The 24,526-nt window shown below is 45.8% G+C and carries 23 protein-coding genes; 13 read left to right on the plus strand and 10 right to left on the minus strand.

Annotated elements, in window-relative coordinates:
- Window positions 1-1,615 (plus strand): calcium-binding protein (locus QUB56_RS21325; RefSeq protein ID WP_445243380.1); only part of this gene is annotated, 1,615 nt, incomplete at its 5' end.
- A 305-nt stretch (window positions 1,616-1,920) separates the two neighbouring features.
- Here the strand turns inward: QUB56_RS21325 and QUB56_RS21330 are convergent.
- The 5 genes from QUB56_RS21330 to QUB56_RS21345 form a co-directional block, all read right to left on the minus strand.
- The gene (locus QUB56_RS21330; protein WP_332957906.1) at window positions 1,921-2,622 is read right to left on the minus strand and encodes a rhomboid family intramembrane serine protease; all 702 of its coding nucleotides are present in this window, start codon (window positions 2,620-2,622) and stop codon (window positions 1,921-1,923) included.
- 109 nt (window positions 2,623-2,731) lie between these two features.
- Window positions 2,732-3,097: a FlxA-like family protein gene (locus tag QUB56_RS37355; RefSeq protein ID WP_445243381.1), complete on the minus strand. Its 366-nt coding sequence runs from the start codon at window positions 3,095-3,097 to the stop codon at window positions 2,732-2,734.
- 304 nt (window positions 3,098-3,401) lie between these two features.
- Window positions 3,402-4,499, minus strand: coding sequence for a DJ-1/PfpI/YhbO family deglycase/protease (locus QUB56_RS21335; RefSeq protein WP_332957909.1), 1,098 nt, complete (start codon window positions 4,497-4,499; stop codon window positions 3,402-3,404).
- Window positions 4,500-4,682: 183 nt separating this feature from the next.
- On the minus strand, window positions 4,683-5,441 hold the full coding sequence (locus QUB56_RS21340; RefSeq protein WP_332957910.1) for an SDR family oxidoreductase: 759 nt from the start codon (window positions 5,439-5,441) through the stop codon (window positions 4,683-4,685).
- Window positions 5,442-5,776: 335 nt separating this feature from the next.
- Entirely contained in the window at window positions 5,777-8,803 is a 3,027-nt protein-coding gene (locus QUB56_RS21345) for a PAS domain S-box protein (RefSeq protein WP_332957912.1), read from the minus strand.
- A gap of 420 nt (window positions 8,804-9,223) precedes the next feature.
- On the opposite strand from QUB56_RS21345, the gene QUB56_RS21350 reads away from it, so the two are divergent.
- The 6 genes from QUB56_RS21350 (at window position 9,224) to pip (ending at window position 15,754) form a co-directional block, all read left to right on the plus strand.
- Window positions 9,224-11,410 carry an EAL domain-containing protein gene (locus tag QUB56_RS21350; protein WP_332957914.1) on the plus strand — a complete coding sequence of 729 codons (2,187 nt, stop codon included), beginning with the start codon at window positions 9,224-9,226 and terminating at the stop codon, window positions 11,408-11,410.
- 183 nt (window positions 11,411-11,593) lie between these two features.
- On the plus strand, window positions 11,594-12,541 hold the full coding sequence (locus QUB56_RS21355; protein ID WP_332957916.1) for an NAD(P)-dependent alcohol dehydrogenase: 948 nt from the start codon (window positions 11,594-11,596) through the stop codon (window positions 12,539-12,541).
- A gap of 413 nt (window positions 12,542-12,954) precedes the next feature.
- Window positions 12,955-13,080, plus strand: a complete 126-nt coding sequence (locus QUB56_RS21360; protein ID WP_332957918.1) for a hypothetical protein — start codon at window positions 12,955-12,957, stop codon at window positions 13,078-13,080.
- A gap of 218 nt (window positions 13,081-13,298) precedes the next feature.
- The gene (locus tag QUB56_RS21365; protein ID WP_332957920.1) at window positions 13,299-13,481 is read left to right on the plus strand and encodes a hypothetical protein; all 183 of its coding nucleotides are present in this window, start codon (window positions 13,299-13,301) and stop codon (window positions 13,479-13,481) included.
- A gap of 429 nt (window positions 13,482-13,910) precedes the next feature.
- Entirely contained in the window at window positions 13,911-14,756 is an 846-nt protein-coding gene (gene tatC, locus QUB56_RS21370; protein WP_332957922.1) for a twin-arginine translocase subunit TatC, read from the plus strand.
- 50 nt (window positions 14,757-14,806) lie between these two features.
- Window positions 14,807-15,754, plus strand: coding sequence for a prolyl aminopeptidase (gene pip / locus QUB56_RS21375; protein WP_332957924.1), 948 nt, complete (start codon window positions 14,807-14,809; stop codon window positions 15,752-15,754).
- 355 nt (window positions 15,755-16,109) lie between these two features.
- On the opposite strand, the gene QUB56_RS21380 is transcribed toward pip, so the two are convergent.
- Window positions 16,110-16,418, minus strand: coding sequence for a carbon dioxide-concentrating mechanism protein CcmK (locus QUB56_RS21380; RefSeq protein ID WP_332957925.1), 309 nt, complete (start codon window positions 16,416-16,418; stop codon window positions 16,110-16,112).
- 715 nt (window positions 16,419-17,133) lie between these two features.
- Window positions 17,134-17,451 (minus strand): DUF3067 family protein, encoded by a 318-nt coding sequence (locus QUB56_RS21385; protein WP_332957927.1) that lies wholly within the window; start codon window positions 17,449-17,451, stop codon window positions 17,134-17,136.
- Window positions 17,452-17,665: 214 nt separating this feature from the next.
- Between QUB56_RS21385 and petC the strand changes: the two genes are divergently transcribed.
- From petC to QUB56_RS21415, 6 genes are all read left to right on the plus strand, one after another.
- Window positions 17,666-18,208 (plus strand): cytochrome b6-f complex iron-sulfur subunit, encoded by a 543-nt coding sequence (gene petC / locus QUB56_RS21390; RefSeq protein ID WP_242717315.1) that lies wholly within the window; start codon window positions 17,666-17,668, stop codon window positions 18,206-18,208.
- 159 nt (window positions 18,209-18,367) lie between these two features.
- Window positions 18,368-19,357: a cytochrome f gene (gene petA / locus QUB56_RS21395; protein WP_332957929.1), complete on the plus strand. Its 990-nt coding sequence runs from the start codon at window positions 18,368-18,370 to the stop codon at window positions 19,355-19,357.
- 239 nt (window positions 19,358-19,596) lie between these two features.
- Window positions 19,597-20,448, plus strand: coding sequence for an alpha/beta fold hydrolase (locus QUB56_RS21400; RefSeq protein WP_332957930.1), 852 nt, complete (start codon window positions 19,597-19,599; stop codon window positions 20,446-20,448).
- Window positions 20,449-20,607: 159 nt separating this feature from the next.
- Window positions 20,608-21,051, plus strand: a complete 444-nt coding sequence (gene psbQ, locus QUB56_RS21405; RefSeq protein WP_332957931.1) for a photosystem II protein PsbQ — start codon at window positions 20,608-20,610, stop codon at window positions 21,049-21,051.
- Window positions 21,052-21,238: 187 nt separating this feature from the next.
- Entirely contained in the window at window positions 21,239-22,366 is a 1,128-nt protein-coding gene (locus tag QUB56_RS21410; protein ID WP_332957932.1) for an FAD-dependent oxidoreductase, read from the plus strand.
- Between the two features lie 51 nt (window positions 22,367-22,417).
- Window positions 22,418-22,900 carry a hypothetical protein gene (locus tag QUB56_RS21415; RefSeq protein ID WP_332957935.1) on the plus strand — a complete coding sequence of 161 codons (483 nt, stop codon included), beginning with the start codon at window positions 22,418-22,420 and terminating at the stop codon, window positions 22,898-22,900.
- A gap of 5 nt (window positions 22,901-22,905) precedes the next feature.
- On the opposite strand, the gene QUB56_RS21420 is transcribed toward QUB56_RS21415, so the two are convergent.
- From QUB56_RS21420 to QUB56_RS21430, 3 genes are all read right to left on the minus strand, one after another.
- On the minus strand, window positions 22,906-23,253 hold the full coding sequence (locus QUB56_RS21420) for a hypothetical protein (RefSeq protein WP_332957936.1): 348 nt from the start codon (window positions 23,251-23,253) through the stop codon (window positions 22,906-22,908).
- Window positions 23,241-23,810, minus strand: coding sequence for a hypothetical protein (locus tag QUB56_RS21425; protein WP_332957938.1), 570 nt, complete (start codon window positions 23,808-23,810; stop codon window positions 23,241-23,243). Before QUB56_RS21425 ends, QUB56_RS21420 begins: the two co-directional genes overlap by 13 nt.
- A gap of 141 nt (window positions 23,811-23,951) precedes the next feature.
- A complete protein-coding gene (locus tag QUB56_RS21430; protein ID WP_332957940.1) occupies window positions 23,952-24,368 on the minus strand; it encodes an NUDIX hydrolase in 417 nt (138 codons plus the stop codon).
- Window positions 24,369-24,526 lie beyond the last annotated feature (158 nt).

Consider the following 24,526-nt stretch of genomic DNA (forward strand, 5'->3'; position numbering starts at 1 on the left):
TCCGCCTGCTGGGACAACTCCTTCTCCAACTCCGCCTGCTGGGACAAGTCCTTCTCCAACTCCGCCTGCTGGGACAAGACCTTCTCCAACTCCGCCTGCTGGGACAACTCCTTCTCCAACTCCGCCTGCTGGGACAACTCCTTCTCCAACTCCGCCACCGACTCCAACTCCGGCGGCACCGACTCCGACTCCGACTCCGACTCCAACTCCGCCTGCTGGGACAAGTCCTTCTCCAACTCCGCCTGCTGGGACATTGCCGACACAGGTTCCGAGTCCGAGTCCGACTCCGACGACAAGTCCGACTCCGAGTCCGAGTCCTTCGATCGTCCCGACTCCAACTGCGGCGCCCCCACCTACTCCGCCATTCGGTGGGGGGCCGACTCCGCCGAGTTTTACATCTCCGACTCCTAACCAGCCGCCGATCGTGGAAGCTGGCAAAACGCTGACTGGTTTGCAGAATTTGCCTCTGTCTCTGAGCATTTCGGCGCCCAGCGACCCGGAGGGCCAGCCGCTGTCGATCGGGGTAGTAGGACTTCCCAATCCTACTTTCGGTCAAGTAATTACCGGTACGGAGCCGCTCGCCCTGAACCAAAAATTGACGGTTGAGGAATTGCTCGGCCTGAAATTTCAACCTGCAACTAATGCGATCGGGAAAGCCGGCTCTTTCAGCTACAGCGTAGCTGACGACCAAGGCGGCACGGCAGCAGCGTCAGTGGCGATTAACATCAATTCTTTCGATACCTCCGTAACTGTTCCAACTACCCTGTCGCCGCTCGCTGGCGATGACGGCATCGTATTTACAAATACGAATAATTTGCTGCCCACTTTCATCGACGTGCTGGCGAACGATATCAGCCCGCAAAAAGGGCAGCTCAACATTATCAATGTCAGCACACCGAAACTGGGGATAGCGGTAAATCTTGTCTCTCAAGTGCAATTCATCCCCGGCAATGTAGCGGGTACAACTGCTTTCACCTACAGCGTCAGCGACGGATTCGGGACAAGTCCGGGAACAGGTACTGTCACCGTTCAAATCTTGCCGGCTGATAGCGGGCCTAACAAATTGGTTGGGGGTTCTTTGCCGGACAATTTTAACGGTTTGGCGGGCAGCGATACTATTGATGGTCAAGGCGGCAATGATACGATTAACGGCGGTTTAAATAACGACGTGATCCTAGGCGGCCCCGGCGCAGATACCATGACGGGGGGCGGCGGCAGCAATCAATACCGCTATACCAGCCCCGCAGACGGTGGACCGGCCTTTAATGCGGCTTCTTCGGCGGCGATCCAGGCTGCGATCGCGGCGGGCGGATACGATGTGATTACTGATTTTACCGACCTCGGTGTGCCGATCGCCGATCAGTTTAATTTTGCCCCCGGATTCCCGAATCTCAGTGGTAACACCCAAGTTCTGCTGAATGTGCAGACAACAGTTTCTGCAAATATTCTGGGAGGAAGTGCTTTCTTGTTTGCCTACGATTCCGGCGGCAATACTTACATCATTTATGACGGCAATGGCAATAACCTCACCGGCAGCGATTCTCGCATTTTGGCGAAGTTAAATGGTGTAACTGGAGTGACATCTCTTTCGGGATTTGACTTTACTTTTATCTAAAAAAATAAGAGGTTTGAAACCGCAGATAAACGCAGATAAACGCCGATTTCGTTGGCAGCTTATCTGCGTTTATTTGCGTTCATCTGCGGTAAAAAATTAAATCTAATTGTCCTCAGAAAAAAGTCCCAATAAAGGGCCTAGAATAGCGCCGAAAACAAAGCCGCTGGCCTGTACTAAGCAGGCAACTCCCCACTTTTATCTAGGAATATAATAGGTTTAAAACCGCAGATAAACGCAGATAAACGCCGATTTCGTTGGCAGTTTATCTGCGTTTATTTGCGTTCATCTGCGGTAAAAAATTAAATCTAATTGTCCTCAGAAAAAAGACCCAATAAAGGGCCGAGAACAGCACCGAAAACAAAGCCACCGGCGTGGGCCCAGTAGGCAACTCCCCCGGATTCCATGCCGACACTTGCCGGGGCATTCAAGGAAGCCAAGCCATTCAATGCTTGCTGTGCAAACCAAAATCCTAGAAAGAAGAAAGCGGGGACTCTGACGGTGGTAATAAAGATTCCCAAGGGAAGCAGTGTCAGAACTTTGGCTTGGGGATATCTGAGAATGTAAGCTCCCATCACGCCTGCGATCGCCCCGCTAGCGCCCAGGGACGGAATGGCCGATGCTGAGGAAAAAAACCACTGAGTTAGCGAAGCTAAGACGCCGCAAGTAAGATAAAATATTATAAATTTGACGTGTCCTAAACGGTCTTCTACGTTGTTGCCAAAAATCCACAAAAATAACATATTTCCGGCAATGTGGAGAAAGCCTGCGTGCAGGAATTGGGAGCTAATTAGTGTCGTCCATTCGGGAAATGACGACACTGGCAAAGATACCCGGCACATATTGCTTAACTGGCAAGGAACTACCGCCCAAGAGTAGAAGAATTGCGTTAATTGTCGCTCATCGGGCAAACTGAGTTCGTACAAAAATACTAATATGTTTGCGGCAATCAGCCCGTAGGTGACGTAGGGAGTGATAGTAATGGGATTATCATCGCGTAAGGGAACCACAGCCTTTTTTCCTCATCAAAATATTGGCAACACAATAGCGCATTTATCGCCCTGGTGTCTCCTGTCTAAAGGAAGAGGGAACAAGTCAATCGATTTTAGATTTTAGATTTTAGATTTTAGATTGTAGATTTGAGATTGTAGATTGGAAATTGTAGCTTGTAGATTGTAGATTGTAAATTGTAGATTGTAAATTGTAGATTGTAGATTGTCGATTTGAGATTGTCGATTTGAGATTTGAGATTGTCGATTGTAGATTGTCGATTTGAGATTGTCGATTGTAGATTGTCGATTTGAGATTGTCGATTTGAGATTTGAGATTTGAGATTTGAGATTGTCGATTCTCGATCGATTTGAGATTTGAGATTTGAGATTTGAGATTTGAGATTTGAGATTGTAGATTTGAGATTTGAGATTTGAGATTTGAGATTTGAGATTTGAGATTTGAGATTTGAAGAATTGAAGAAAGCGACTTCACGGATGTCTCCGGGGGCTGGTTATCGGATACTATATTTTTTATTTGTGTACCGATGAATCCGGGGGCTTGTACCGCCCCCGAGTCGCGCCTCCTTAAAACCCGCCGTTTCCGGCTGAAACAAAAATACAACCCATTTAATAAAACGCTCCACCTTGCAGTTACTTGAGTCTCTGCTTTTTAGTCTGGGGTTTTATTTTACCGCAAAGGCGTATATTTTATGATTGCATAACAAGTTTGTAGTTGCGCTATTGGTGGGGGTTTTAATCCCTCAAAACAACTACAAACTTATTTATCCGCTTGCTGATTACATTTTTACAGCGGGGCTAGTCGAAGGTTTAGGCGACTTAATTTCCTGGGAAACCGCACGGGCCCGGTAGAGTTTAGCAACGGCTTGCTCGCACTTAGACAAATCCGATTCTATCTCTGTCAAAATCGCAGTTGATACCGGATCTGTGAACTTCACCCGCAGGTTGTTAATATCAACAACACCGGTTTGCAAATCACCCAGAGTGCTCCGCAGCAAGAACGTTTCATCGGTTCCTTGCATCGACGCTTTTAATTTAGCGTATTTGTCAGCAATTTGGGCGGGAATTGAGGGTTTTTCGCCGAAATAGTTGAGGCGGTTTTCGAGAGCGAGGATGTGGTGCTGTTTATTTTGAATGATTTCTGCAAGCACCGATCGCAAATCGCTGTCTTGGGTTTTTTCGGCATAATTTTGAAAGGCTTCGCAAGCATAGCGTTCCCCTGCGAGGGCGGTATTCAAACCTTTAACAATGTCGCCTTGTGTTGAGCCACCCCAACCATTAGCTAATTTCCACCATTCTGCATTTGTGTCAGTTTCTTCTGGCAAACCGACTTCTTTTCCGCCGTAACCGAGGCGAGCCAGAATGGCGGTAGTAAATATTGCTAAATCTCCAGGCTGCCGGGAAGTAATCAAGTTGCCGTCAACTACTAAAGCTTCGTTGATATAGTTAGCCCCGGCATTGATCATGTCTTTTTTTATTGACAAGAAACCTGTCGCATTTTTGCCTTTTAGCACGTCGGCTTCAATCAAAACTTGCGGGCCGTGGCAAACAGCCGCGACGAGTTTTCCTTGCTCAAATGCTTCTCGGACAAATTGCACAGTATTGGGGTTAGTCCGCATCATATCGGGAGCCATGCCGCCGGGAATTATCACTGCATCGAATTCTGCTGGCACGCCTTCAGTGGTAGTTCCGTCAGCTTGCATGGCAAGTTTTCCGTGTTTGCCTGCATACTTTTCATTTGTCCGGGAACCCAGGACAACTACTTCAAATCCTGCTTGTTTTAAGGCATTGTAAGGAACTAGAAATTCCGAATCTTCAACTGCATTTTCGATTAGTATGGCAACTCGTTTCGTTTGGGCTTTGTTATCGGCTGTCATAATCACTTTCCCTTAAGGTACCATTTTCTATCAACTTAATTCATTTGTTGCTGTTCTCGCGTCTTGCTAAAGTGATAAATTATTAGGTGGGAAAATGTGCGTTCGTGAGTCTTGGGAGGTAGTCGTAAAGTGCCCTTCGGCGCACCCTACAATTAGATGTTTTGTGCAAGTTGTGCGATCGCATCAATGCACGTAAGAGGCTCCATTAATATCGATCGTAGTCCCGGTAGCGTGCACAGCCAAACCCGACGCTAAAAACGCGATAACATTGGCAACATCTTGAGGAGGAGCGATTTTGCCGATCGGGATATCGCGAATAATATCAGCTTCGCCGGACTTTTGAATAAACTGATTAGACATTTCTGTACTGACAAATCCCGGTGCAACTGTAAAAGCCAAAATATTATCAGCCGCAAACCCTCTAGCAATGCTGCGAGTTAAAGCCACAATAGCACCTTTGGACGCGGCGTAGTGCAGATAATTCGGGTCATCGCCGCGAAAAGCAGCGCGACTTGCTATATTAATAATTGTACCTCCACTGCGAGTTTTAAAATAAATAATTGCTTCCCGGCACAAGTCAGCAACTGCAACTAAATTAACTTGTAGAGTTTGCTGCCAAGCTGACGACCAAATATCAAACTCGTCCTCTATACCTGCTGACTGCATAATTCCAGCATTGTTAACTATAACATCAATATGACCGCGCCATTTTAAAGCATCTCGCCACAAAATCGAAGCCGCGTTTTCCACCATCAAATCTGCTGCTAATAAATAACATCGATCGCGCGCCACACTTGCTGCTACTGCTTCAGCTTCAGTTTGACTGCGAAAGTAATGCAAAATCACCTCAGCCCCAGCATTAACCAAAGTCCGCACCGTCACTGCACCAATCCCCTTCGAGCCGCCAGTTACTAAAATTACCTTTCCGGTTAAATCAATCATTTCTCTATCTCTCTTTCTATCTTTTCTCTTTCTCTGCGCCCTCTGCGCCCTCTGCGGTTAATAAAAAAATAAATCCCCTTCAAAAACAAAATATAATTGCTGTATCATATAGCACATTCCATCTAAATGTGACAGAAAATTGAGTCAGCCTTGTAGCAGCGGGCGATCGACTCTTGGAGGCTGACCGATAGGGCGCAGGCCCTCGGCACTGGACCCGCTGCCTGAGTGCGATCGACCCGCTTTACGTCATTAAAGCCTTATTTTTTGATGTTTCTTTATTGGAGATCTAGCCACTCCTTACAGGACTATAACTTCTTTTTCCTTAAACTCGATAACTAAACGGGATTCGGGAGCAGAGGCAGAATTAACTCCATAATTTGGTCATACTTAAAGTTATTGACCGAATCAATTAGCGCACTGGAAACGGTTGGTTTAGATGCGGGAACTTGTTTAATCAACTCGTTCATGACTTCGGTATCAAGATCGTAGGCAGCTTGAAACATTTGTTCTAACCACTCAGAGGACATCACGGCTATATCTTCTGGAGATAAAGTGTCAATACCTAGTTTTTGGGGTTCTTTTCCTACAACTGTGTAGATGTACTGTACTCCCAAGTGTTGAGCGAGTTTGTCAAAGACGAGCCTTTCCTGAAAGGGCTTGGTGATAAAGTCGTCACACCCAGCCATAAGAACTTTCTCTCGATCTTCTTCAAAAACACTGGCAGTTAAAGCAATAATCACAGTCTCTTGTCCCTGAGGGTGTTCTCTAATGCGTTTGGTAGCTGTGTAGCCATCCACGATCGGCATTCGCAGATCCATCCAAATCAGGTGTGGGGACCAACTTTCCCAGATTTCGAGTGCTTCAGCTCCCTCTGTTGCTTCGCGCACCTCAAAACCGACAGAGGTAAGGAGTTTGACCAATAAGCGGCGATTTTCCTCTATATCTTCAACAACAAGGATGCGGTAAGTTGGTTGTCCTGCAGCTATACCAATCACTCTTTGTTCAGGCAATTCTGAGGCAAGGCAGACTGTTTGAGGTAAATTTACCCCAAGTTCAAAGTTAAAAATGCTGCCCCGATTCAATATGCTTTGAACCCGAATCTGACTACCCATGAGTTGGACAAATCTTTGGCTGATAGCTAGACCTAGACCAGTACCTTGATTCAATTTATTCCCAGCTTCAGCTTGCACGAACGCCTTAAATAAGCTGTCAATTTCTGTTGGATCAATTCCCACTCCAGTATCCTCAACTTCAAAACATAGGCGACAGGAAGTTTGGTCGCTCTGTTGGGATCTTACTCGTAAAGTGACGGTTCCTTGATTAGTAAACTTAAGCGCATTACCCAGCAGATTGACTAAGACTTGATACAATTTTTTCTCATCGGTATGCACAAATTGGGGAAGATTGGGGTCTCGCTCGACAATTAGTTTCAATCCTTTCGATTGGGCTTTAAATTGTAACATTTCTTCAATACAATTCAGCATTTTTTTGAGATCGAAGTCAGAAAGATAGAGTGTCATCTGTCCGCTCTCTATTTTGGATAAATCTAAAATGTCGTTAATCAATTCCAATAAATGTTCGCCGCTACGATTGACGATCGCCAGATCGCTTTGGAGTTCGGGAGTCAGAACAGGATCGTAACTCATCAATTGCGTAAATCCCAAAATAGCATTGAGAGGAGTACGGAGTTCGTGGCTCATATTGGACAGGAACATACTTTTGGCTCGGTTTGCTGTTTCTGCAGCTTCTTTAGCTTGCTGGAGTTCCAACTCGGCTTGTTTGCGATCGCTAATGTCAATTAAATATCCCAACATTTCCACTGGTTTACCTGCAGCATCTCGAATTAGTCTGAGTTGACCGAGTATCCAGCGATAAACCCCATCTGAGCGACGAAGACGGTATTCATGGAAATAAAAATCCTTGACGAATAGATTGCCTAAGCCATTAAGCACTCGTTCTCGATCGTCTGGGTGTAAGTTATGCACCCAAAATTCATCATCTTCTAAAAACGCAATGCTTTCGTAGCCCAATACATCTTTGACATTTTGGCTGATGAACGTTGCTCCATAATCGCCATAAGGTTTACAGCTAAAAATAACGACGGGGCTGTAGTTCAGGAGAAAGTTGAGGCGATTTGTGGTAGTTTGCAAGGCTTGCTCAGCTTGTTTGAGCTCTGTCACCTCCTCCTGAACGGCAACATATACAGTTCCGTATTCAGGATGATCAAACCTGGATGTATGAACCCTGCACCAAAAAAGTCTTCCATCTTTTTTCTTATTGTAGACTTCATATTTTGCTTCCCCATCCCGCTCAAGTTGAGCAACAACATCTTCAACGGTTTCGTCGGGTGTAACCTCTGTATCGACGTAATTTATTACACCAACAGATTGACCTGCGAGTTCCCCCTCTGCATAACCAAACATCGCATCAAACTTGGGATTGGTGTAGACGATCGTCAGATCGGATGCTTTGACTAAACACACGCCACCTGCCATGTTATTCATAATAATGCTTTGAAGTTCTAGGGTCTTTTGAACTTCTTTTCGAGCGGTAATTTCTTGGATCTGAGCAATAAAATGCAGGGGATTTCCCTGTTCATCTTGTACTAGCGAGCCATCAAGAAGAATCCAAACCATATGTCCTTGTTTATGGAAATACCGTTTTTCCATTTGGTAAGTTGAAATTGTTCCTGCTAATAGCTGATTTACATAGCTAAGATCCAGGTCTAAATCGTCAGGATGGGTAATGTCTTGGAAATTTAACGCTAACAACTCTTCTGAGGAGTAGCCAACAATCTGACATAAGGCAGGATTGACTTTAACCCAGTGCCCGTCAAGTGAAACGATCGCCATTCCAATAGACGCATTTTCAAACGCATTGCGAAACTGCTCTTCACTGTTTCGTAAAGCCACCTCAATTTGTTTGCGTTCGTTTTCAGCCCGCTGGCGCTCATTGATCTCCTTCTCTAAGGCTTGATTGGTCGCAATAAGTTGAGCTGGACTAGGTAAAGCTAAGGCTGATGGAATTAAAAACACTAGCTCAGATGCAGTATATATAGAAATCAGAGCAGTAATAGCTTTAAGTCCTCCCGAAAGCCAATAAGTAGGATACCAAAGCGTCCAAATTTCCATGAGATGAGTTGTACCACAGGCAATTATGAAGGCGCTAAACAGAAAAACTACTTTCGGAAATGGAGTATCTTGGCGCTGTCGCACAAAGTAGATTAGCATAATGGGGATGGAGTAATAAGCTAAAGCTATTAAACCATCGGATAAAATATGTAATCCTACTAAGTTTGTTTGCCAGAGATAGCAGTGACCGTGAGGAATGAATCCTCCCGTCTCAAAAAATTGTGCAATCATAGCTAACCTGAATAATTCATGAGTGCTGAAGTGCTTAGCGATTGAGTTCTGCCATTGCCGGCTTCATCGTCGAAGTCCTACCGGAAAAACCACTTTTGAGTAGGGAGATGTCAAATTGCCAACCCAGCAGCAGGAGACATCCGATCGCAATGAGGAGTAGACTTGCCCTGTAAGAAATGTGGTTGTTCCTAAATCTGCTGCTGGGAAAAAAAGGTTCTCTGCCATGTTACGCGAAACGAAGAAGGGCAACTACGGGCGGATTATCCCTACCTGAACAAGTCAGAGTTTGTAGGGGCTGTGCCACGGTGCCAGTTCTAGAATCCTGCGATCGCATGACTTCTTTCTACGTCAAGTGAGTGGATAACCTAATAATTCAAGTATACTCTTATTCATAGGGTTATAGTCCTCTACCAGAAAAGTATGGAAATTAGTAACATTGTCGATAGAACTAGCGATAGGGTTAGCGATTCAGCTACCAACTACCGAGGCAATATTTTAATTGTTGACGATCTGCCTGGTAACCTACATCTTCTCAGCCGTACTTTGAGGACACATGGTTATCAAGTTCGCTGTGCCACAACAGGCGCAATGGCGATCCGAGCCGCCCAATCGCCATGGACGGAACTAATTTTACTCGACATTAAACTGCCCGATATTGATGGCTATGAAGTTTGTAAGCAATTAAAATCCGACGAGAAAACCGCAGGCATTCCGATAATTTTTTTGAGTGCACTCAATCACACTTTCAATAAGGTTCAGGGGCTTGCTGTTGGTGGGGTAGATTATATTGCTAAGCCGTTTCAAATCGAAGAAGTATTAGCTCGTGTCGAAACTCACCTAACCATCCGACGGTTGCAACAAAGCCTCCAAGAGCAGAATTTACATCTCTTGAGAGAAATCGAAGAACGCCAACGTCTCGAAGAGTCCCTCTTTGCCGAAAAAGAACTAGCTCAAGTGACCCTCCAATCGATTGGTGATGCAGTTATTACTACCAATGCTCAAGGTAATGTGCGATATTTCAATCCTATTGCTGAGCAACTGACAGGCTGGAAGGCTGATGAGGCTCAGGGACTCCCCCTGTCTGCGGTCTTTGTAATTGTCAATGAAGTAACGCGAAAGCCAGTAGAGAATCCGATCGCCAAGGCTCTGTTGGAGAAGCGAATTGTGGGCTTAGCTAACCATACTATTCTCATTGCGCGCGATGGGACGGAGTATGCCATTGAGGACTCAGCAGCACCGATTCGAGACCGCCAAGGTCAAATTATCGGGGCAGTCATCGTCTTTCGTGATGTTACCGAATCGCGCAATCTTGCTCGTCAACTCTCTTGGGAAGCCTCTCACGATGCTCTGACGGGTTTAATCAACCGTCGAGGATTTGAGCAGCAACTAATTGATGCGATCGCCTCTTGTCAAGATAGCAATCACCAGCACGCTCTCTGTTATTTAGATTTAGATCACTTCAAAGTCGTTAACGATACCGCAGGTCATGTTGCTGGCGATGAGCTACTGCGCCAAATCACTACACTTTTACAAAAGGGAGTTCGTGCTAATGACGCACTGGCTCGCTTGGGAGGTGATGAATTTGGTCTTTTGCTTACTCAATGTCCCCTCTCTCAAGCAGCTAAGATTGCGGAAAAACTCAAAGACCTAGTGCATCAGTTTCGGTTTATTTGGGATAGCAAAACCTTTATCATCGGGGTCAGTATTGGAGTTGTTGCCATTAACCACACCAGCAAAGATTTGATGGAGGTTATGGGGGCGGCTGATGCCGCTTGTTATGTCGCCAAAGGCAAAGGTCGCAACTGTGTTCATGTTTATCGTCTAGATGATGAAAAACTAATTAGCCAACGCGGTGAGAGGCACGTGGTTTCCCAAATCAGCCGAGCGTTGGAAACCAATCGTTTTTGTCTATACTCCCAAAAGATTGTCTCTATTACCTCTAACCCATCAGTAGAGCATTATGAAATTTTGCTAAGAATGCTAGATGAAAATGGAGAAATAGTAGCTCCCAATGAGTTTATTCCCGCCGCCGAGCGTTATGGCTTGAGCACCCAGATCGATTGTTGGGTAATCGAAACTTTTTTTTCTAATTATCATAATTTATCGGGTAAGAATATTATTAGTACAGGCTTATATACCATTAATATTTCTGGCGATAGCATTGGTAACCATGGGTTTATAAGGTTCTTAATCGAACAATTTTCGTGCTACCAAATCCCCCCGCAAACCATTTGTTTTGAAATCAGGGAAACCGCAGCGATCGCGAACTTTGAGCAAGCCCGATATTTCATGAGCGAACTCAAAAAGATGGGGTGTTGCTTTGCTTTAGATGATTTTGGCAGGGGGTTGAGTTCCTTTGCGTATCTGATGAATTTACCAGTTGATTATCTAAAAATTGATGGTGCTTTGGTCAAGAATATTAGTCATAATTTGATTTCTCAAGCGCTCGTTGAAGGTTTTAATCGTATAGCCCATGCGATGAATCTTGAAACTATAGCTGAGTTTGTCGAAGACGAGAGTATCTTAGAAAAATTGCGGGAGATGGGAGTAGATTATGCTCAGGGTTATGGGATCGCCCATCCCGTCCCTATTAATTTTAATCGCTAGTCGATCGCACGGCCCGCCAGCGGGCCCATTGCCGATCGCCTGCGTCCCGTCGGTCGATTTCCAAGAGTCGATCGCCCGCTGCTACAAGGCTGACTCAATTTAGTTTGTCACATTTAGATAGAATGTGCTGTAATTGTTGTACAGGATTGAGTCTTTTATTAAAAATAGACCGGAAAATTTGCCATGAAAGCAGTTGCCTTCGATCGCTACGGTTCCGTCGAGGAATTGCAGTACCGAGAATTGTCCAAGCCTCACGCCAAATCCAACGAATTGTTAGTGCGAGTTCGCGCTAGCAGCGTCAATCCCGTAGACTGGAAAATCCGGCAAGGACACCTGCAACTATTGACAGGATTTAACTTTCCTCGAATAGTCGGTTCTGACATCTCGGGAATTGTGGTGGAAGTCGGCCGGGAAGTTACCAACTTTCAACCGGGAGATGAAGTTTATACTTCCTTAAATCCCATAAGTGGCGGTGCTTGTGCCGAGTACGCGGTCGTCCCAGAATCGAGTGCGGCAATTAAACCTAAAAACATCACTCATGCAGAAGCAGCAGGAGTGCCGATTGCAGGTTTAACTGCGTTGCAATCACTCAGGGATTTGGGTCAAATTCAAGCAGGAAATAAAGTATTAATTAACGGCGCTTCCGGCGGCGTAGGTACTTTTGCCGTGCAAGTTGCGAAAGCAATGAAAGCGGAAGTAACGGGAGTTTGCAGCGCTAAAAATCGAGAATTTGTCAAGAGTTTGGGAGCTGATTTAGTCCTGGATTATGCACAAATTGACTTTACTCAACAGCCCGAAAAATATGATATAATTTTGGATGCAGTCGCGACAAGAACATTTGCTGAATGCGAAAATGTGCTGCAGCCGGAGGGAGTTTATATCTCGACTTTGCCGAGTGTTGAAAACCTCGCACCGATGTTAACGAGCTGGTTTGTCTCGGGGAAGAAAGCTAAATTAATTGTAGCCAATGTCAACACCAGCGATTTAGGGCTTTTGCGGGAGTTAATAGAATCCGGTAAAGTTGAGCCGATTGTCGATCGCACTTACAGCTTAGCAGAAGTAGCAGCAGCCCACACTTACAGCGAAACGGGCCGGGCTGTCGGCAAAATTGCGATAGGTATTGACAGTTAAAAAAATCATGTTTAAGCAAAACGAATTAGAAACAGAACTCTCTGACGGGAAGGAACCAGGATACAAGCCCCCGGATTCATTCCGAAAGCAGACTCAGGACCGGTGAAATAAAAAACCTGTATCCGATGAAACTTGCCTAACGTATTTATCCGTGGGGTCAATCGATTTTAGATTTGAGATTTTAGATTTGAGATTTTAGATTAACCCCACGGATAAATGCGGGGGCTTGAGGATTTTAGATTTTCGAAAAGGGATTGATTCCACGGATAAATCACGTGGCGGGTACCACCTTTGAAATTCTTGGTCAATGCTTCAATTCTTTAATCTCAAATCTCAAATCTAAAATCGATTGACTGGAAGCAGAGAATCCAATCGCCACCGGCAGAAACTAAAGCTTACATTCGGCGGCGGGGATGGTTAAATTTAAACTAGGACAAATTATCGAGTTTTTCCCCGAGTTCGACACCGCCAAAAAACTCGACTCGCGCATTATACCTTACCTGTGGCAGCGCGGACTTTCCTACTACTGCGCCGCCTGATTGGCTCCCGGGAGCAAAACAGTTTAAAACTCACATCTTGCACCATTCTCGCTTAACAGGCTTTCCGGCCTGTTCCACAAGAAAGTTCACTCTTTGTGGAACAGGCATCTTACCTGTTCATAAAAAGCTTATTGAGAATGGTGCAACATCTCAGTTTAAAATCGACTTAACAGTCAACGCTAAAGACCTAGAGGAAACCGTTTGGCGCTACCTTTGTAGTGCCAAAGAATCGGGTGCAGCCCTCGACAAAAACTCGCTGCTTGCCGTTAAAAATGACGCCTGATTGGTGCGAGCGGCAAGTTTACGAACTTTTTGCCGGAAACTGCAAGCCCGACGATGTTTTAGCGGGAGGGAAAAAAGAAGGCAAGCGCGGCAGTTTCTACAGCCACTTATACTGTTGATTGTACTCTTAAGCGGATGCAGGAGCGCGATCGCGATCGCCAACCTGAATTCTCAAAGCAGAGTCAGAATCCCAGCCCGATGACTATACCTGGTACGTGGCAAAAGTCTACCAAAAGATGCCAGGTTGGAGTTAAAGTAAAAGAGCGATCGCCCGCAGTTTGCATAAATAGGACGCTTGCCCAAAAAACCCGGTTAAGAGTCAAAATCTTTGTTGTGATATCAAATCCCTTAGCATCGGCATAGTAAATTCGAGTTCACTGTTGACTGTTCACTGTTCACTGTTCACAGTCAACCGTCAACCGTCAACATCACGGACGGTGTAACGGGAAATGATATCAGCGATAGAAGTTCACCCATAAACCGGGTTTTTGAATCTACCTGCGTCCAGGACTAATAAACCTAAAACCTAAATAAAATCAAAAATCCCTATGACTGCTCCCTCAAACTTGGAGACATCCGAACAAGGTTCCGACAACAACCTCGAAGCACTTAGCCCGGAAAACAGCATTGCACCAATCGCAGGCGGTGCGATGGGTTCCCGCAACCTAGAAGACGAATTTCTCGACGAACTTCCTGACGAAGTTGAAATGTCTTTATTCGACCATTTAGAAGAACTGCGGCAGCGACTTTTCTACTCGCTAATTGCAGTAGCAATCGGTGTAATCGGTTGCTTTTTAACAGTTAAACCCATCGTGCAACTGCTAGAAGTACCGGCCGGGCCCGTCAAGTTTCTGCAACTAGCTCCCGGCGAGTATTTCTTTGTTTCTCTCGAAGTAGCCGGATACAGCGGTTTGCTCATCGCCAGTCCGTTTATTTTTTACCAGATAGCGCTGTTTGTTCTCCCCGGCTTGACTCGCAAAGAACGCAGGTTGCTCGGCCCTGTGTTTTTCGGTTCGAGTTTCCTATTTGTGGGCGGGTTAGTATTTGCTTACATCGCTCTGATTCCGGCGGCGCTTAACTTCTTTGTTACCTATGGAGCGGATGTTGTAGAGCAGTTGTGGTCGATAGACAAATACTTTAAATTTGTGCTGCTGTTAATGTTCAGCACCGGCTTAGCTTTTCAAATCCCGATTGTCCAAGTATTGCTCGGCGTTTTGGGCATAGTTTCTTCCAATCAAATGCTATCCGGCTGGCGGTATGTAGTCTTGGGAGCCGCAGTTTTGGGAGCGGTTTTAACGCCTTCTACTGACCCTTTAACGCAAAGTCTTTTAGGAGGTGCGGTGCTCGGCTTGTATTTTGGCGGGGTTGGTTTGGTGAAGCTTTTAGGACGGTGATTTCTTAATGATGTAAAATAAACACTATCGAGTTATAAGTCCTTGAAAAAATGCGAGAACTTTACCCGCCTAGACAACCTTATAACGAAGGAGAACTCAAAGTTTCTGACCTCCATACCATTCATTTTGAAGAATCTGGCAACCCAGAGGGAAAACCTATTGTATTGCTGCACGGGGGACCAGGAGGTGGATGTCCGCCTTTTTATCGACAATATTTTGACCCGGAAAAATGGCGTTTGGTGATGTTTGACCAACGCGGATGCGGTCAAAGCAAACCTCATGCAGAATTGCAAGAAAATACTACTTGGGATTTAGTCAACGATATTGAGAAACTTCGAGAATATTTAAATATTCATCAATGGGTTGTTTTTGGTGGTAGCTGGGGAAGCACTCTATCTTTAGCTTACAGTCAAACCCATCCCGACCGTTGCAAGGGTTTAATCTTGCGGGGCATTTTTATGTTGAGACAAAAAGAAATTCGCTGGTTTTATCAAGAAGGAGCAAGTTATATTTTCCCGGATGCTTGGGAGGAATATGTTAAACCTATCCCCATAAATGAAAGGGACGATCTGCTAACAGCTTATTACCAACGCTTGACGAGTCCAGACGATCGAATTAGATTAGAAGCGGCTCGTGCTTGGTCAATTTGGGAAGCGAGCACGAGTAGATTATTTCCAGATTTAGATTTAAAGCAAAAATTTGGAATTGATGCTTTCGCGGAGGCGTTTGCCAGAATAGAGTGCCATTATTTTATCAATAAGGGATTTATAGATCCGGAAGATAAATTGCTTTTAAATATCGATCGCATCCGCAAGATTCCGGCGGTTATCGTTCAGGGAAGATATGATGTTGTTTGTCCGATGATGTCGGCGTGGGAACTGCATCGGGCTTGGCCTGAAGCTGAGTTCATTGTAGTTGCCGATGCCGGACATTCGATGAGCGAACCGGGAATTCGCACCTGTTTAATTGAGGCAACAGATAAGTTCGCAGACTGGTAGTCAATCGATTTTAGATTTTAGATTTTAGATTTTAGATTGAAGCATTGACCCTACGGATAAATTCGGGGGCAAGTTTCATCGGATACAGGTTTTTTATTTCACCGGTCCTGAGTCTGCTTTCGGAATGAATCCGGGGGCTTGTATCCTGGATGCTTTCGGTCATCCAAATTGCTAATGGTTAATTGCTAATTTTAAATTAGTCCTATAAATATTTGGGGCGTGATGGTAATTTCTGGCTGAGTATGGGGCGATCGCTCAATTTTAAGGTTGATAAAAAATATAGAGACACGATCGCCCGCGCCTCTATAATTACTAAAAGTTAAAATTCAACACCAAAGTTTTGTCAAAACTTTGACTACATTCGGAACTGTTCGACTTCAGGTGTGTAGCCGATCGGCAAAACGTAATCCAGATTCTCGTGGGGACGAGCAATAATGTGATACGATAGCAACTTTCCGCCATCGACCTTTTTAACTGATTCAACTCCAGCGGCAACGGCTGCTTGCACTTCCGAGACATCTCCTCGCACTATAATTGTCCAGTAGGCGCGGGTTATTTTCTCATAGCGAACTAAAGTAACACGGGCTGCTTTCACCATTGAGTCTGCAACTTCTACGGCAGCGGGAAATCCTAAGACTTCAACCATTCCCAGTGCAACACCCATTACAACATTCTCCTAAATTTCACAAGATATCTGACCTTCATTGTAGGTGAAATTGTTGACAGAAATTGGTTCCGTTGACATCCACCCCGACCTGAAGGTACGGGGATTCCCAAACCTCACGATTTGAATTTCTGCTTCAAAGCAACTGCCTCCACCCTAAAAGAGATTTGGTCTTATGTTCGCTCCACAGACTAACCCCGCAAGCCCTGCGGTTTTTACGTGTCGAATACCAAAGGGAATTCTTTGTAGTTTTGATTCTAGGGATGTTTACCATTGCCCTATCCTCTTTTCCCGGTCTACCGATTTTGCTTCGCCGCCAGCACAAGGCTGAACTTCGCTCGTATAGGCTGTTTGATCCATCGTCTCGGGTGGGTCGTTGACCAATTATATTGTAATATAAAGCCGTCCTCAAAGGACGAGGTTTCTACCCAATTTTCTGATGAAGGACGATCGCCCAAAATTAAAAGAGCCCCACAAGCTGTTGGGGCATTTAAATCCCACAGTTAGGGGCGCGCAGCAAAGCCCGCCACACAAGACTTTGAATCAAAACAACTGTGCAAATTAGATGCGCCACAGCTTAGTTTCTCACCAGCAGCAAGTGCTATGACAAGCTCGCCGATCGATTTTCGGGACTTTGGGCTCAACTAATCGGGCCGCGGCGCGACACAAAACTTTAGGGAACACCCCCAGATCCCGGCTGTATCGACTTAGTGATTCAAAACTCGTCTAGCAACCACTCCGAGGCTCTTTCACCCAAATCTAGGGGAACGCTAACAGCTTTGCCCAAGCGCGGGCGCTCGCGAGTATTTACAATGTATTCTCTCACCTGTGCCGTGCTGCCCCAGCCGTTGAGGTAATTGGCCACCGCATCCAAATGCTCGAAATAATCAGCCTCCGTCATCGGAAAAGACGCCTGTTCTAGATATTTCCACATAACTTGCACAAAAATCTTGCCCCGCGTCCGCCGCAATCTGATATCGTAAGACTTTCCCCATTTTTCTAGCAGTAGCTGGTGTAATTCCTTGCCCGTCATGGTTGCTCCTGAGTTAATCCATTAAACAATAAAAGACAAAGTTCAAAAAATGTAATAATACTCTAATAAAGGCTGGAAGGCGCATTCTTAAAAGGAATTTTCGCGGCCTAAAATTTGTGCGAGCAGATTAACGGCAATTATCCTCCTTCCTCTGCACGTACAGGTTCGCTAACAGCTAACAAACAAACGTAACTTAAAACCGTAAAGGCAGGTCATGGCTCAATCTTCTGCTGGAAATCCCGATGTCCCCGATATGGGGCGTCGCCAATTTATGAATTTGCTGACGTTCGGTACAGTCACAGGTGTGGCACTCGGCGCACTCTATCCCGTTGTCCAGTATTTTGTTCCTCCGTCGAGTGGGGCAGTTGGTGGCGGAGTGACAGCTAAAGATGCTTTGGGTAACGACATCATCGTTAGCGAATATTTGGCTTCGCACCCGGCGGGCGATCGCAGCTTAGCCCAAGGTCTCAAAGGCGACCCCACCTATGTTGTGGTGAAAGAAGACCAATCTATCGCCGACTACGGCATCAATGCAGTTTGCACTCACTTGGGTTGCGTCGTGCCTTGGAATGTTAGCGAAAACAAGTTTATCTGTCCTTGCCACGGTTCTCAATACAATAATGAGGGCAAAGTGGTGCGCGGTCCCGCGCCTTTGTCTCTGGCCCTGGCCCACGCCACTGTCGCAGATGACAAGATCGCTTTTACAACTTGGACAGAAACTGATTTCCGCACCGGCGAAGCACCTTGGTGGTCTTAAACTATTTTGGATTTTAGATTTGAGATTTTAGATAGGGGGTGAATGGTGAAAACCACAGATAAGTGCATCCCTAAAGCAGTCTAATAATCCAAAATCCAAAATCCAAAATCCTTACATCCAAAATCCAAAATTGTCTGACCTTTGAGATTGAATACTCTAATGCCACAAACTAATTTATCTGCGATATTTCGCCGCAGTGCCAGGACGATCGCGAAAACAGCCTTAATTGCGATCGCAGCTGCAGGATTTTTCCTCACCAGCGACATCGCATATCCCCAAGCAGCATTTGCTTACCCTTTCTGGGCGCAGCAAACAGCCCCCGCTACTCCCCGCGAAGCAACAGGTCGCATTGTTTGCGCTAACTGTCACCTCGGTGCAAAACCGACTGAAGTTGAAGTACCGCAATCTGTTTTGCCTGACACAGTTTTTGAAGCTATTGTCAAAGTTCCCTACGATACTAGCGTGCAGCAAGTTGTCGGCGACGGCAGCAAAGGCGGCTTGAATGTCGGCGCAGTTGTGATGTTGCCCGAAGGTTTCAAGATTGCTCCCGAGGACAGAATTCCCGAAGAAATGAAGGAAAAAGTCGGCGACCTTTACTTCCAACCTTACAGCGAAACCCAAGAAAATATTGTTTTAGTGGGCCCACTGCCGGGAGAACAATACAAAGAATTGGTATTCCCCGTTTTGTCGCCGAATCCGGCAACAGACAAGTCGGTTCACTACGGCAAATACCAAATTCATGTCGGAGGCAACCGCGGCCGCGGTCAGGTTTATCCTACTGGCGATAAGAGCAATAATACTGTTTACAATGCTTCGGTAGCTGGCACCATTTCTAAGATTGCTCAACCTGAAGATGGCGGTTATGAAGTGACAATTCAACCTGCCGAAGGTGCAGCCGTTGTTGATACGATTCCCGCAGGCCCTGAACTGATTGTTACCGAAGGACAAACAGTGGCAGCAGGCGAACTTTTGACGAACAATCCTAATGTGGGCGGCTTCGGTCAAAAAGACGTGGAGATTGTGCTGCAAAGTGCCGATCGCGTTAAAGGATTGATGGCTTTCGTGGCTTTGACCATGCTGGCTCAAATTATGCTGGTTCTCAAGAAGAAACAGGTCGAAAAAGTTCAAGCTGCTGAAATGAATTTCTAAGGGCGGCTGTAATTAGTTGGGTAAGGTACTCTGTGCAGATCCAACTATTAGGTAAGTAGGGCGGGTATTCCCCGCCTTATTGTTTGATAAATAACCAGTAATATCATTTCCGGTTACACCGGAATGATGTTGACAGTTGACGGTTGACAGTTGACGGTTGACAGTGAACAGTCAACAGTGAACAGTCAACAGTGAACTCAAATTTACTATTCCGATGCTAACGGATTTGATATAAAATAATGTCAATTGATGAGAAAATAGTTGAAGTAGGCCCGCTGCAATGGTTTTATCGGGAAACAAATCCGGTTAACAAAACTGATAAACCGCCCGTACTGCTGCTGCACGGTTTGCCGTCCCAGAGTTTTACCTGGACTGCTATTATGCCGGATTTGGCGGCACAGGGATTTAGATCGATCGCCCCTGATTGGGTGGGTTACGGGCGATCGACAAAACCAGACAAACGCGACTTTTCCTATACTCCAGATGCTTTTGTTGACGCCCTCACAGGCTTTATTCAAGCTATAGAACTAGACCGATTTTACCTCGTTGTCCAAGGATTTTTAGCTTCCGCAGGCATTCAATACGCATTGCGCAATCCCGAGAAAATTGAGCGTTTAGCTGTCATCAATACACCAGTTTCAGCAGATATAAAATTGCCTTGGAAAATGCAGCAGTTGGGGCTGCCTTTTATTGGCGACATGATGACACAAGACCCGCTTTTGGTTGACAGAACTCTCGAAGGCGGCAGCCGCCAAACGATATCAGACAAAGATTTAGATGTTTACCGCCGCCCATTTTTGAAGAGTTCGGATGCGGGTCGATCGCTGATGAATACAGTCCGCAATATTCAATTGCCGCAGTCAATGGCCGAAATAGAATCCGGCTGGAAAGCATGGACTCGACCAACTTTATTTGTGTGGGGTTTGACAGACCCTTGGCTGAGTGTTGAACCAGTTCAAAAGCTAGTAGGTTCCCTGCAAAATGCAGAGTTAGTCACGCTGGAACAAGCGGGGCATTATCCTCAAGAACATTGGTCAGAAAAAGTTGGCGATGCTGTGATAACTTTTCTGCGCCGCCAGGAGGTAAAATAATATTTTGTACATAACTCTCGGTGCTGGGTCAGCGAAGCAGAGCCAAAGCATCTGCGTTTTTATGCAGAGCCTTGGAACGAACACGAGCAACCCCGTACCCGCCCTGTGCCCGCTCGCAACGAGCAATCTAAAATCTAAAATCTAAAATCTAAAATCGACATGACTCGTCCCCGTTCAATTTTTGCCTTGATGATGGCGTTTTTGATGGCATTTCTGGTTAGTTGCAGCAGTGTCGAAGCAAAAGTTCCAACGACTTACACAACAGCCCAAATCCAGCAAATTCAGCGCTATGTTCCTACTCTGACAGAGTTCCGATCGCGCATGGACAAACTGGGCACCCTAATTCAAAAGCGAAATTGGGTTGATACCAGAACTTACATTCACGGGCCTCTAGGCGACTTGCGGAACACCATGAAAACGGTCTCTGCGAGTTTATTGCCTAAGTCTCAACAACAAGCTGTTGATTTGACCAAGAGTTTGTTTACCGATTTGGTTAACATCGATCTTGCTGCTAAAGACCTTGACTATGCAAAAGTCACGGCCAGCTATCAAAAAGCTGTGAATGATTTCGATACCTTCTTGCAGCTAATTCCTAAAGCTTAATTAGCCTTAACTCACATCTTGTATCATTGTCAAGAACAGGCAAGATGCCTGTTCCACAAAGAAAGAATCAGTTTTCTTGTGGGGCGGGCATCTTGCCCGCCCGAAAAAGGCTTATACGGGCAGAACCTAGGAAGCAGTTAATTTAAAATCTAAAATCTAAAATCTAAAATCTAAAATCTAAAATTGAATGGTTCGCGTTGCAATTATTGGATGCGGTATTGTTGGGGCTTCGATCGCCTTTGAACTAAGTCAATTTCCCGAACTGAAAGTTACTGTGTTCGACAAACAGCCGCCGGCACAAGGTTCTACAGGCGCTGCACTCGGTGTTTTGATGGGAGTTATCAGCCACAAAACTAAGGGCAGAAATTGGCAGTTGAGGGAAACCAGCCTTCAGCGCTACGAAACTTTGATTCCAGAATTGGAAGCAGTTACGGGGCGCAAAATTCCTTTTAACAAACAAGGAATTTTAATGCTTTGTTCGGAGGGAGAGGATTTAAGTAAGTGGGAAAAATTGATAGCCACTCGCCAGTCTCAAGGTTGGCAATTGGAACTTTGGGATGTGGAACGAGTGCGCGATCGCTGCCCTCATCTCTATTTAAATGATAAGATTATTGCTGCGATTTATTCGCCTCAAGACCGGCAAGTCGATCCGACGGCGCTAACTTTGGCTTTGGTTGATGCTGCTAAACTCAAAGGAGTTAATTTTGAGTTGGGAGTGGAAGTTCAAGGCATTACTGAGTTGGATTCTCCGGTGTCTCAGATTCAACTCGCATCTTCCATTGCTGTCAATCAGTCTTGTGGAACAGGCATCTTGCCTGTTGCTGAAAATTTCGATCGACTAATTGTGTGCGCTGGTTTGGGTTCTGCTGCTGTGACTGCATCGTTAAATCAGTTGGTTGACATTCGCCCGGTGTTGGGACAAGCGCTGCATTTGCTGACGCCCAATCCTGTAGGAAACCCAGATTTTAGCCCGGTAATTACTTGCGATGACGTTCACATTGTGCCTGTGGGAAATCAGGAATTTTGGGTGGGGGCGACGGTGGAGTTTTCCGAAAATGGCGGGGAAATTCAGGCGAATCCTGATATGTTGGCGCAAGTGATGGCGAGGGCGATCGCACTTTGTCCGGCCTTAGCAGAAGCTGAAATAATCAGGAAATGGTCGGGATTGCGCCCGCGGCCGGAAGGGCGGCCGGCCCCAATTATCGAGACGCTTCCCGGTAACGATCGCGTTTTGATCGCCAGCGGCCACTATCGCAACGGTGTTCTGCTGGCCCCTGCAACAGCGCGATCGATCCGAGAAATGATTTTGCAATAATTAACAAATGTTAATACAATCAAGACAGCCATTCATATCTTACATCTAAATATGTCCGAAAAACCTTTAGGTAAACCGCGCTCTTTGTGGCGAGTAATTTTGCTGTCTGGAGTCAGCTTGCTGCTATATTACGGATGGTACAAATGGATTATTCAAGAAGAATTGCGTCGCTATAACGGCAGCGGTTGGTCGGGAACTCTTTGCTTGCTTCCCTTTTTTTTAGGAGTAGCCGTCCCCCAAGCTTTGCGGATATTCGATCCTGACGTTCCCGGATGGTTTGGTTGGTTTTCCTTCCTCGGTATTGCTTGGATTTACATCGTGCAGTTCAAACTTTACAAGACAGTTAACGAATTGTACCGCCAAGAAGGAATCAAAGAACCGCTAACTGTTTGGTGGCTTTTTGTACCAGGTTTAAATTTAGTTGTCGGCTTGCGGCAAATTCACTTTTTGAGCCAGTTTTGGGCGAGAAAACAGGGAATTGAAGTTAAGGATAACTTAGCCGAAAGTATTCCTTTTCTATCAGCTAACGCCTAAATAAATTAAGCTCCAATCGCTTGGCGCTGCGAGTAAATTTCTTCTATAAGCAGGTCACGCAGTTCATCAGCAATGTCTGTGGGAGGGTTGCCTGCGAGGGCGCGTCCAATCAGCCGTTCTGCTTCCCGGAGTTGGGCACACTCAATGGCAAGTACGGCGGCGCTCCGATGCAGTATAGAACGAGTAGGCTCAAAATCCCATTCGTTTGCTACTAAATCCGCTGCCGCCCGTTCTTTCGCAAAGGCGGCTCTGGTGAGTGCAGTCACTTGGTCGATATCACCGCACTGACGGGCGAGAACTGCTCGATCGACCAGTTCCATTGCTTCGTGGTGAAGGGCTTCTACGGTCTGCATTTTTTGACGATCCGTGCTTTGGGAGTACCGAACTCAATTACAGATACATAGCCAGGAGCTACGTCATCTGAAGGGCGGATTTGTTCTAATTTTATGTTAACTCTGGCTTGAATAATGCTGTCAGAACCTTTACGAATCCCGGAGACTTCTAAGCGGGCTTTGCGCTGAAATAGCGTGCCTGGATCTTCGAGCGAACCAAGCCAAAAGTCAAAACCTAAGCCTTTACCTTTGACAGAACGTTCGATAATGGTGAGTCCAGTGAGGTGAGGCATGATGAGCGCCGCAATACCGTAGGCTCCATATTCAGTGGCAACTTCCCGATCGGCGTTGAACCGACGGATAGTATCATCGATCGCATCCCATTGAATTTGGATTTCACAGGGTTGAATCCCCTCGATTGTCAGCGTCACAGGGATAGAGTGTCCTCCCTCGTCGAGACAAACGGCGGCTGCATCTGCACAGATGGCTCCGAAGGTGAGTGACCAGCCTGGACGTTCGGGCTTGTTGTCGCGCAGGTCATTCAGGGAGAGAATTTTAATTGGGTTAATGTGGGTCATCAGAGGAGATGGCTCCGGGCGATCGCATCTCCAGAATCATAAAGCATATAGTCTTCAGTCATTTTGTTCTTTTAGCGGGTTCACCCGAATTTATGGTTGAAAACCAAAGTATTGGTAAACCCGCCCTTACCAAGCCACTCTTCACCAGAACCTATTCTGCAAATCCGCAAAAATGAGTTTGAGTTCCGGTTCGTTAACCCGCTTAATTGCTTTAGGAATACTTACCCACTGGCGCTTTCTCTTGCTAGCTTCCGGCCAAATTTCCAGAACAGCTTGCACTTCCAGTAGAAATACTCCTACCAGCCAAGTACAGCCGGACTTTTGATACTCGTAAGTTCCTAGCAAATCCGGGAACACTTTACCCAACAAACCTGCTTCTTCCCAAGCTTCCTTGGCGGCGGAATCTTGGGGAGTCATGTCAGGTTCAATTAATCCTTTGGGAATAACCCAGCGCTTGCTAGCCGAAGAAGTAATCAGCATTACTTCTATTTTTCCGTCTTCAATACGATAGGGAATTACCCCCGATTGCTCTATCAATACAGCGGTTTTTATACTCATGATTTCTGCAAAATTTATGGTTAAAAAAGCTACTGCAACTTCATCAACAGTTTACAACTCAAAAATAAAAATTGCCTTCAAATTCTCGATAATTTCCCAGTTGAGACAACAACGTGGAGAATAGAGATATTTGGCTTTTCCCCTCTGTGGAAAATAGG

The organism is Microcoleus sp. AR_TQ3_B6, from assembly GCF_036702785.1.
GTDB lineage: Bacteria > Cyanobacteriota > Cyanobacteriia > Cyanobacteriales > Microcoleaceae > Microcoleus.

What these genes read in the sequence shown, in the direction of transcription:
- QUB56_RS21335 (WP_332957909.1), bottom strand. Translation starts at nt 4,499, where the DNA reads ATGACAGCCGATAACAAAGCCCAAACGAAACGAGTTGCCATACTAATC.
- QUB56_RS21340 (WP_332957910.1), bottom strand. Translation starts at nt 5,441, where the DNA reads ATGATTGATTTAACCGGAAAGGTAATTTTAGTAACTGGCGGCTCGAAG.
- QUB56_RS21345 (WP_332957912.1), bottom strand. Translation starts at nt 8,803, where the DNA reads ATGATTGCACAATTTTTTGAGACGGGAGGATTCATTCCTCACGGTCAC.
- QUB56_RS21350 (WP_332957914.1), top strand. Translation starts at nt 9,224, where the DNA reads ATGGAAATTAGTAACATTGTCGATAGAACTAGCGATAGGGTTAGCGAT.
- QUB56_RS21355 (WP_332957916.1), top strand. Translation starts at nt 11,594, where the DNA reads ATGAAAGCAGTTGCCTTCGATCGCTACGGTTCCGTCGAGGAATTGCAG.
- QUB56_RS21360 (WP_332957918.1), top strand. Translation starts at nt 12,955, where the DNA reads ATGGTTAAATTTAAACTAGGACAAATTATCGAGTTTTTCCCCGAGTTC.
- tatC (WP_332957922.1), top strand. Translation starts at nt 13,911, where the DNA reads ATGACTGCTCCCTCAAACTTGGAGACATCCGAACAAGGTTCCGACAAC.
- pip (WP_332957924.1), top strand. Translation starts at nt 14,807, where the DNA reads ATGCGAGAACTTTACCCGCCTAGACAACCTTATAACGAAGGAGAACTC.
- QUB56_RS21380 (WP_332957925.1), bottom strand. Translation starts at nt 16,418, where the DNA reads ATGGGTGTTGCACTGGGAATGGTTGAAGTCTTAGGATTTCCCGCTGCC.
- QUB56_RS21385 (WP_332957927.1), bottom strand. Translation starts at nt 17,451, where the DNA reads ATGACGGGCAAGGAATTACACCAGCTACTGCTAGAAAAATGGGGAAAG.
- petC (WP_242717315.1), top strand. Translation starts at nt 17,666, where the DNA reads ATGGCTCAATCTTCTGCTGGAAATCCCGATGTCCCCGATATGGGGCGT.
- petA (WP_332957929.1), top strand. Translation starts at nt 18,368, where the DNA reads ATGCCACAAACTAATTTATCTGCGATATTTCGCCGCAGTGCCAGGACG.
- QUB56_RS21400 (WP_332957930.1), top strand. Translation starts at nt 19,597, where the DNA reads ATGTCAATTGATGAGAAAATAGTTGAAGTAGGCCCGCTGCAATGGTTT.
- psbQ (WP_332957931.1), top strand. Translation starts at nt 20,608, where the DNA reads ATGACTCGTCCCCGTTCAATTTTTGCCTTGATGATGGCGTTTTTGATG.
- QUB56_RS21410 (WP_332957932.1), top strand. Translation starts at nt 21,239, where the DNA reads ATGGTTCGCGTTGCAATTATTGGATGCGGTATTGTTGGGGCTTCGATC.
- QUB56_RS21415 (WP_332957935.1), top strand. Translation starts at nt 22,418, where the DNA reads ATGTCCGAAAAACCTTTAGGTAAACCGCGCTCTTTGTGGCGAGTAATT.
- QUB56_RS21420 (WP_332957936.1), bottom strand. Translation starts at nt 23,253, where the DNA reads ATGCAGACCGTAGAAGCCCTTCACCACGAAGCAATGGAACTGGTCGAT.
- QUB56_RS21425 (WP_332957938.1), bottom strand. Translation starts at nt 23,810, where the DNA reads ATGACCCACATTAACCCAATTAAAATTCTCTCCCTGAATGACCTGCGC.
- QUB56_RS21430 (WP_332957940.1), bottom strand. Translation starts at nt 24,368, where the DNA reads ATGAGTATAAAAACCGCTGTATTGATAGAGCAATCGGGGGTAATTCCC.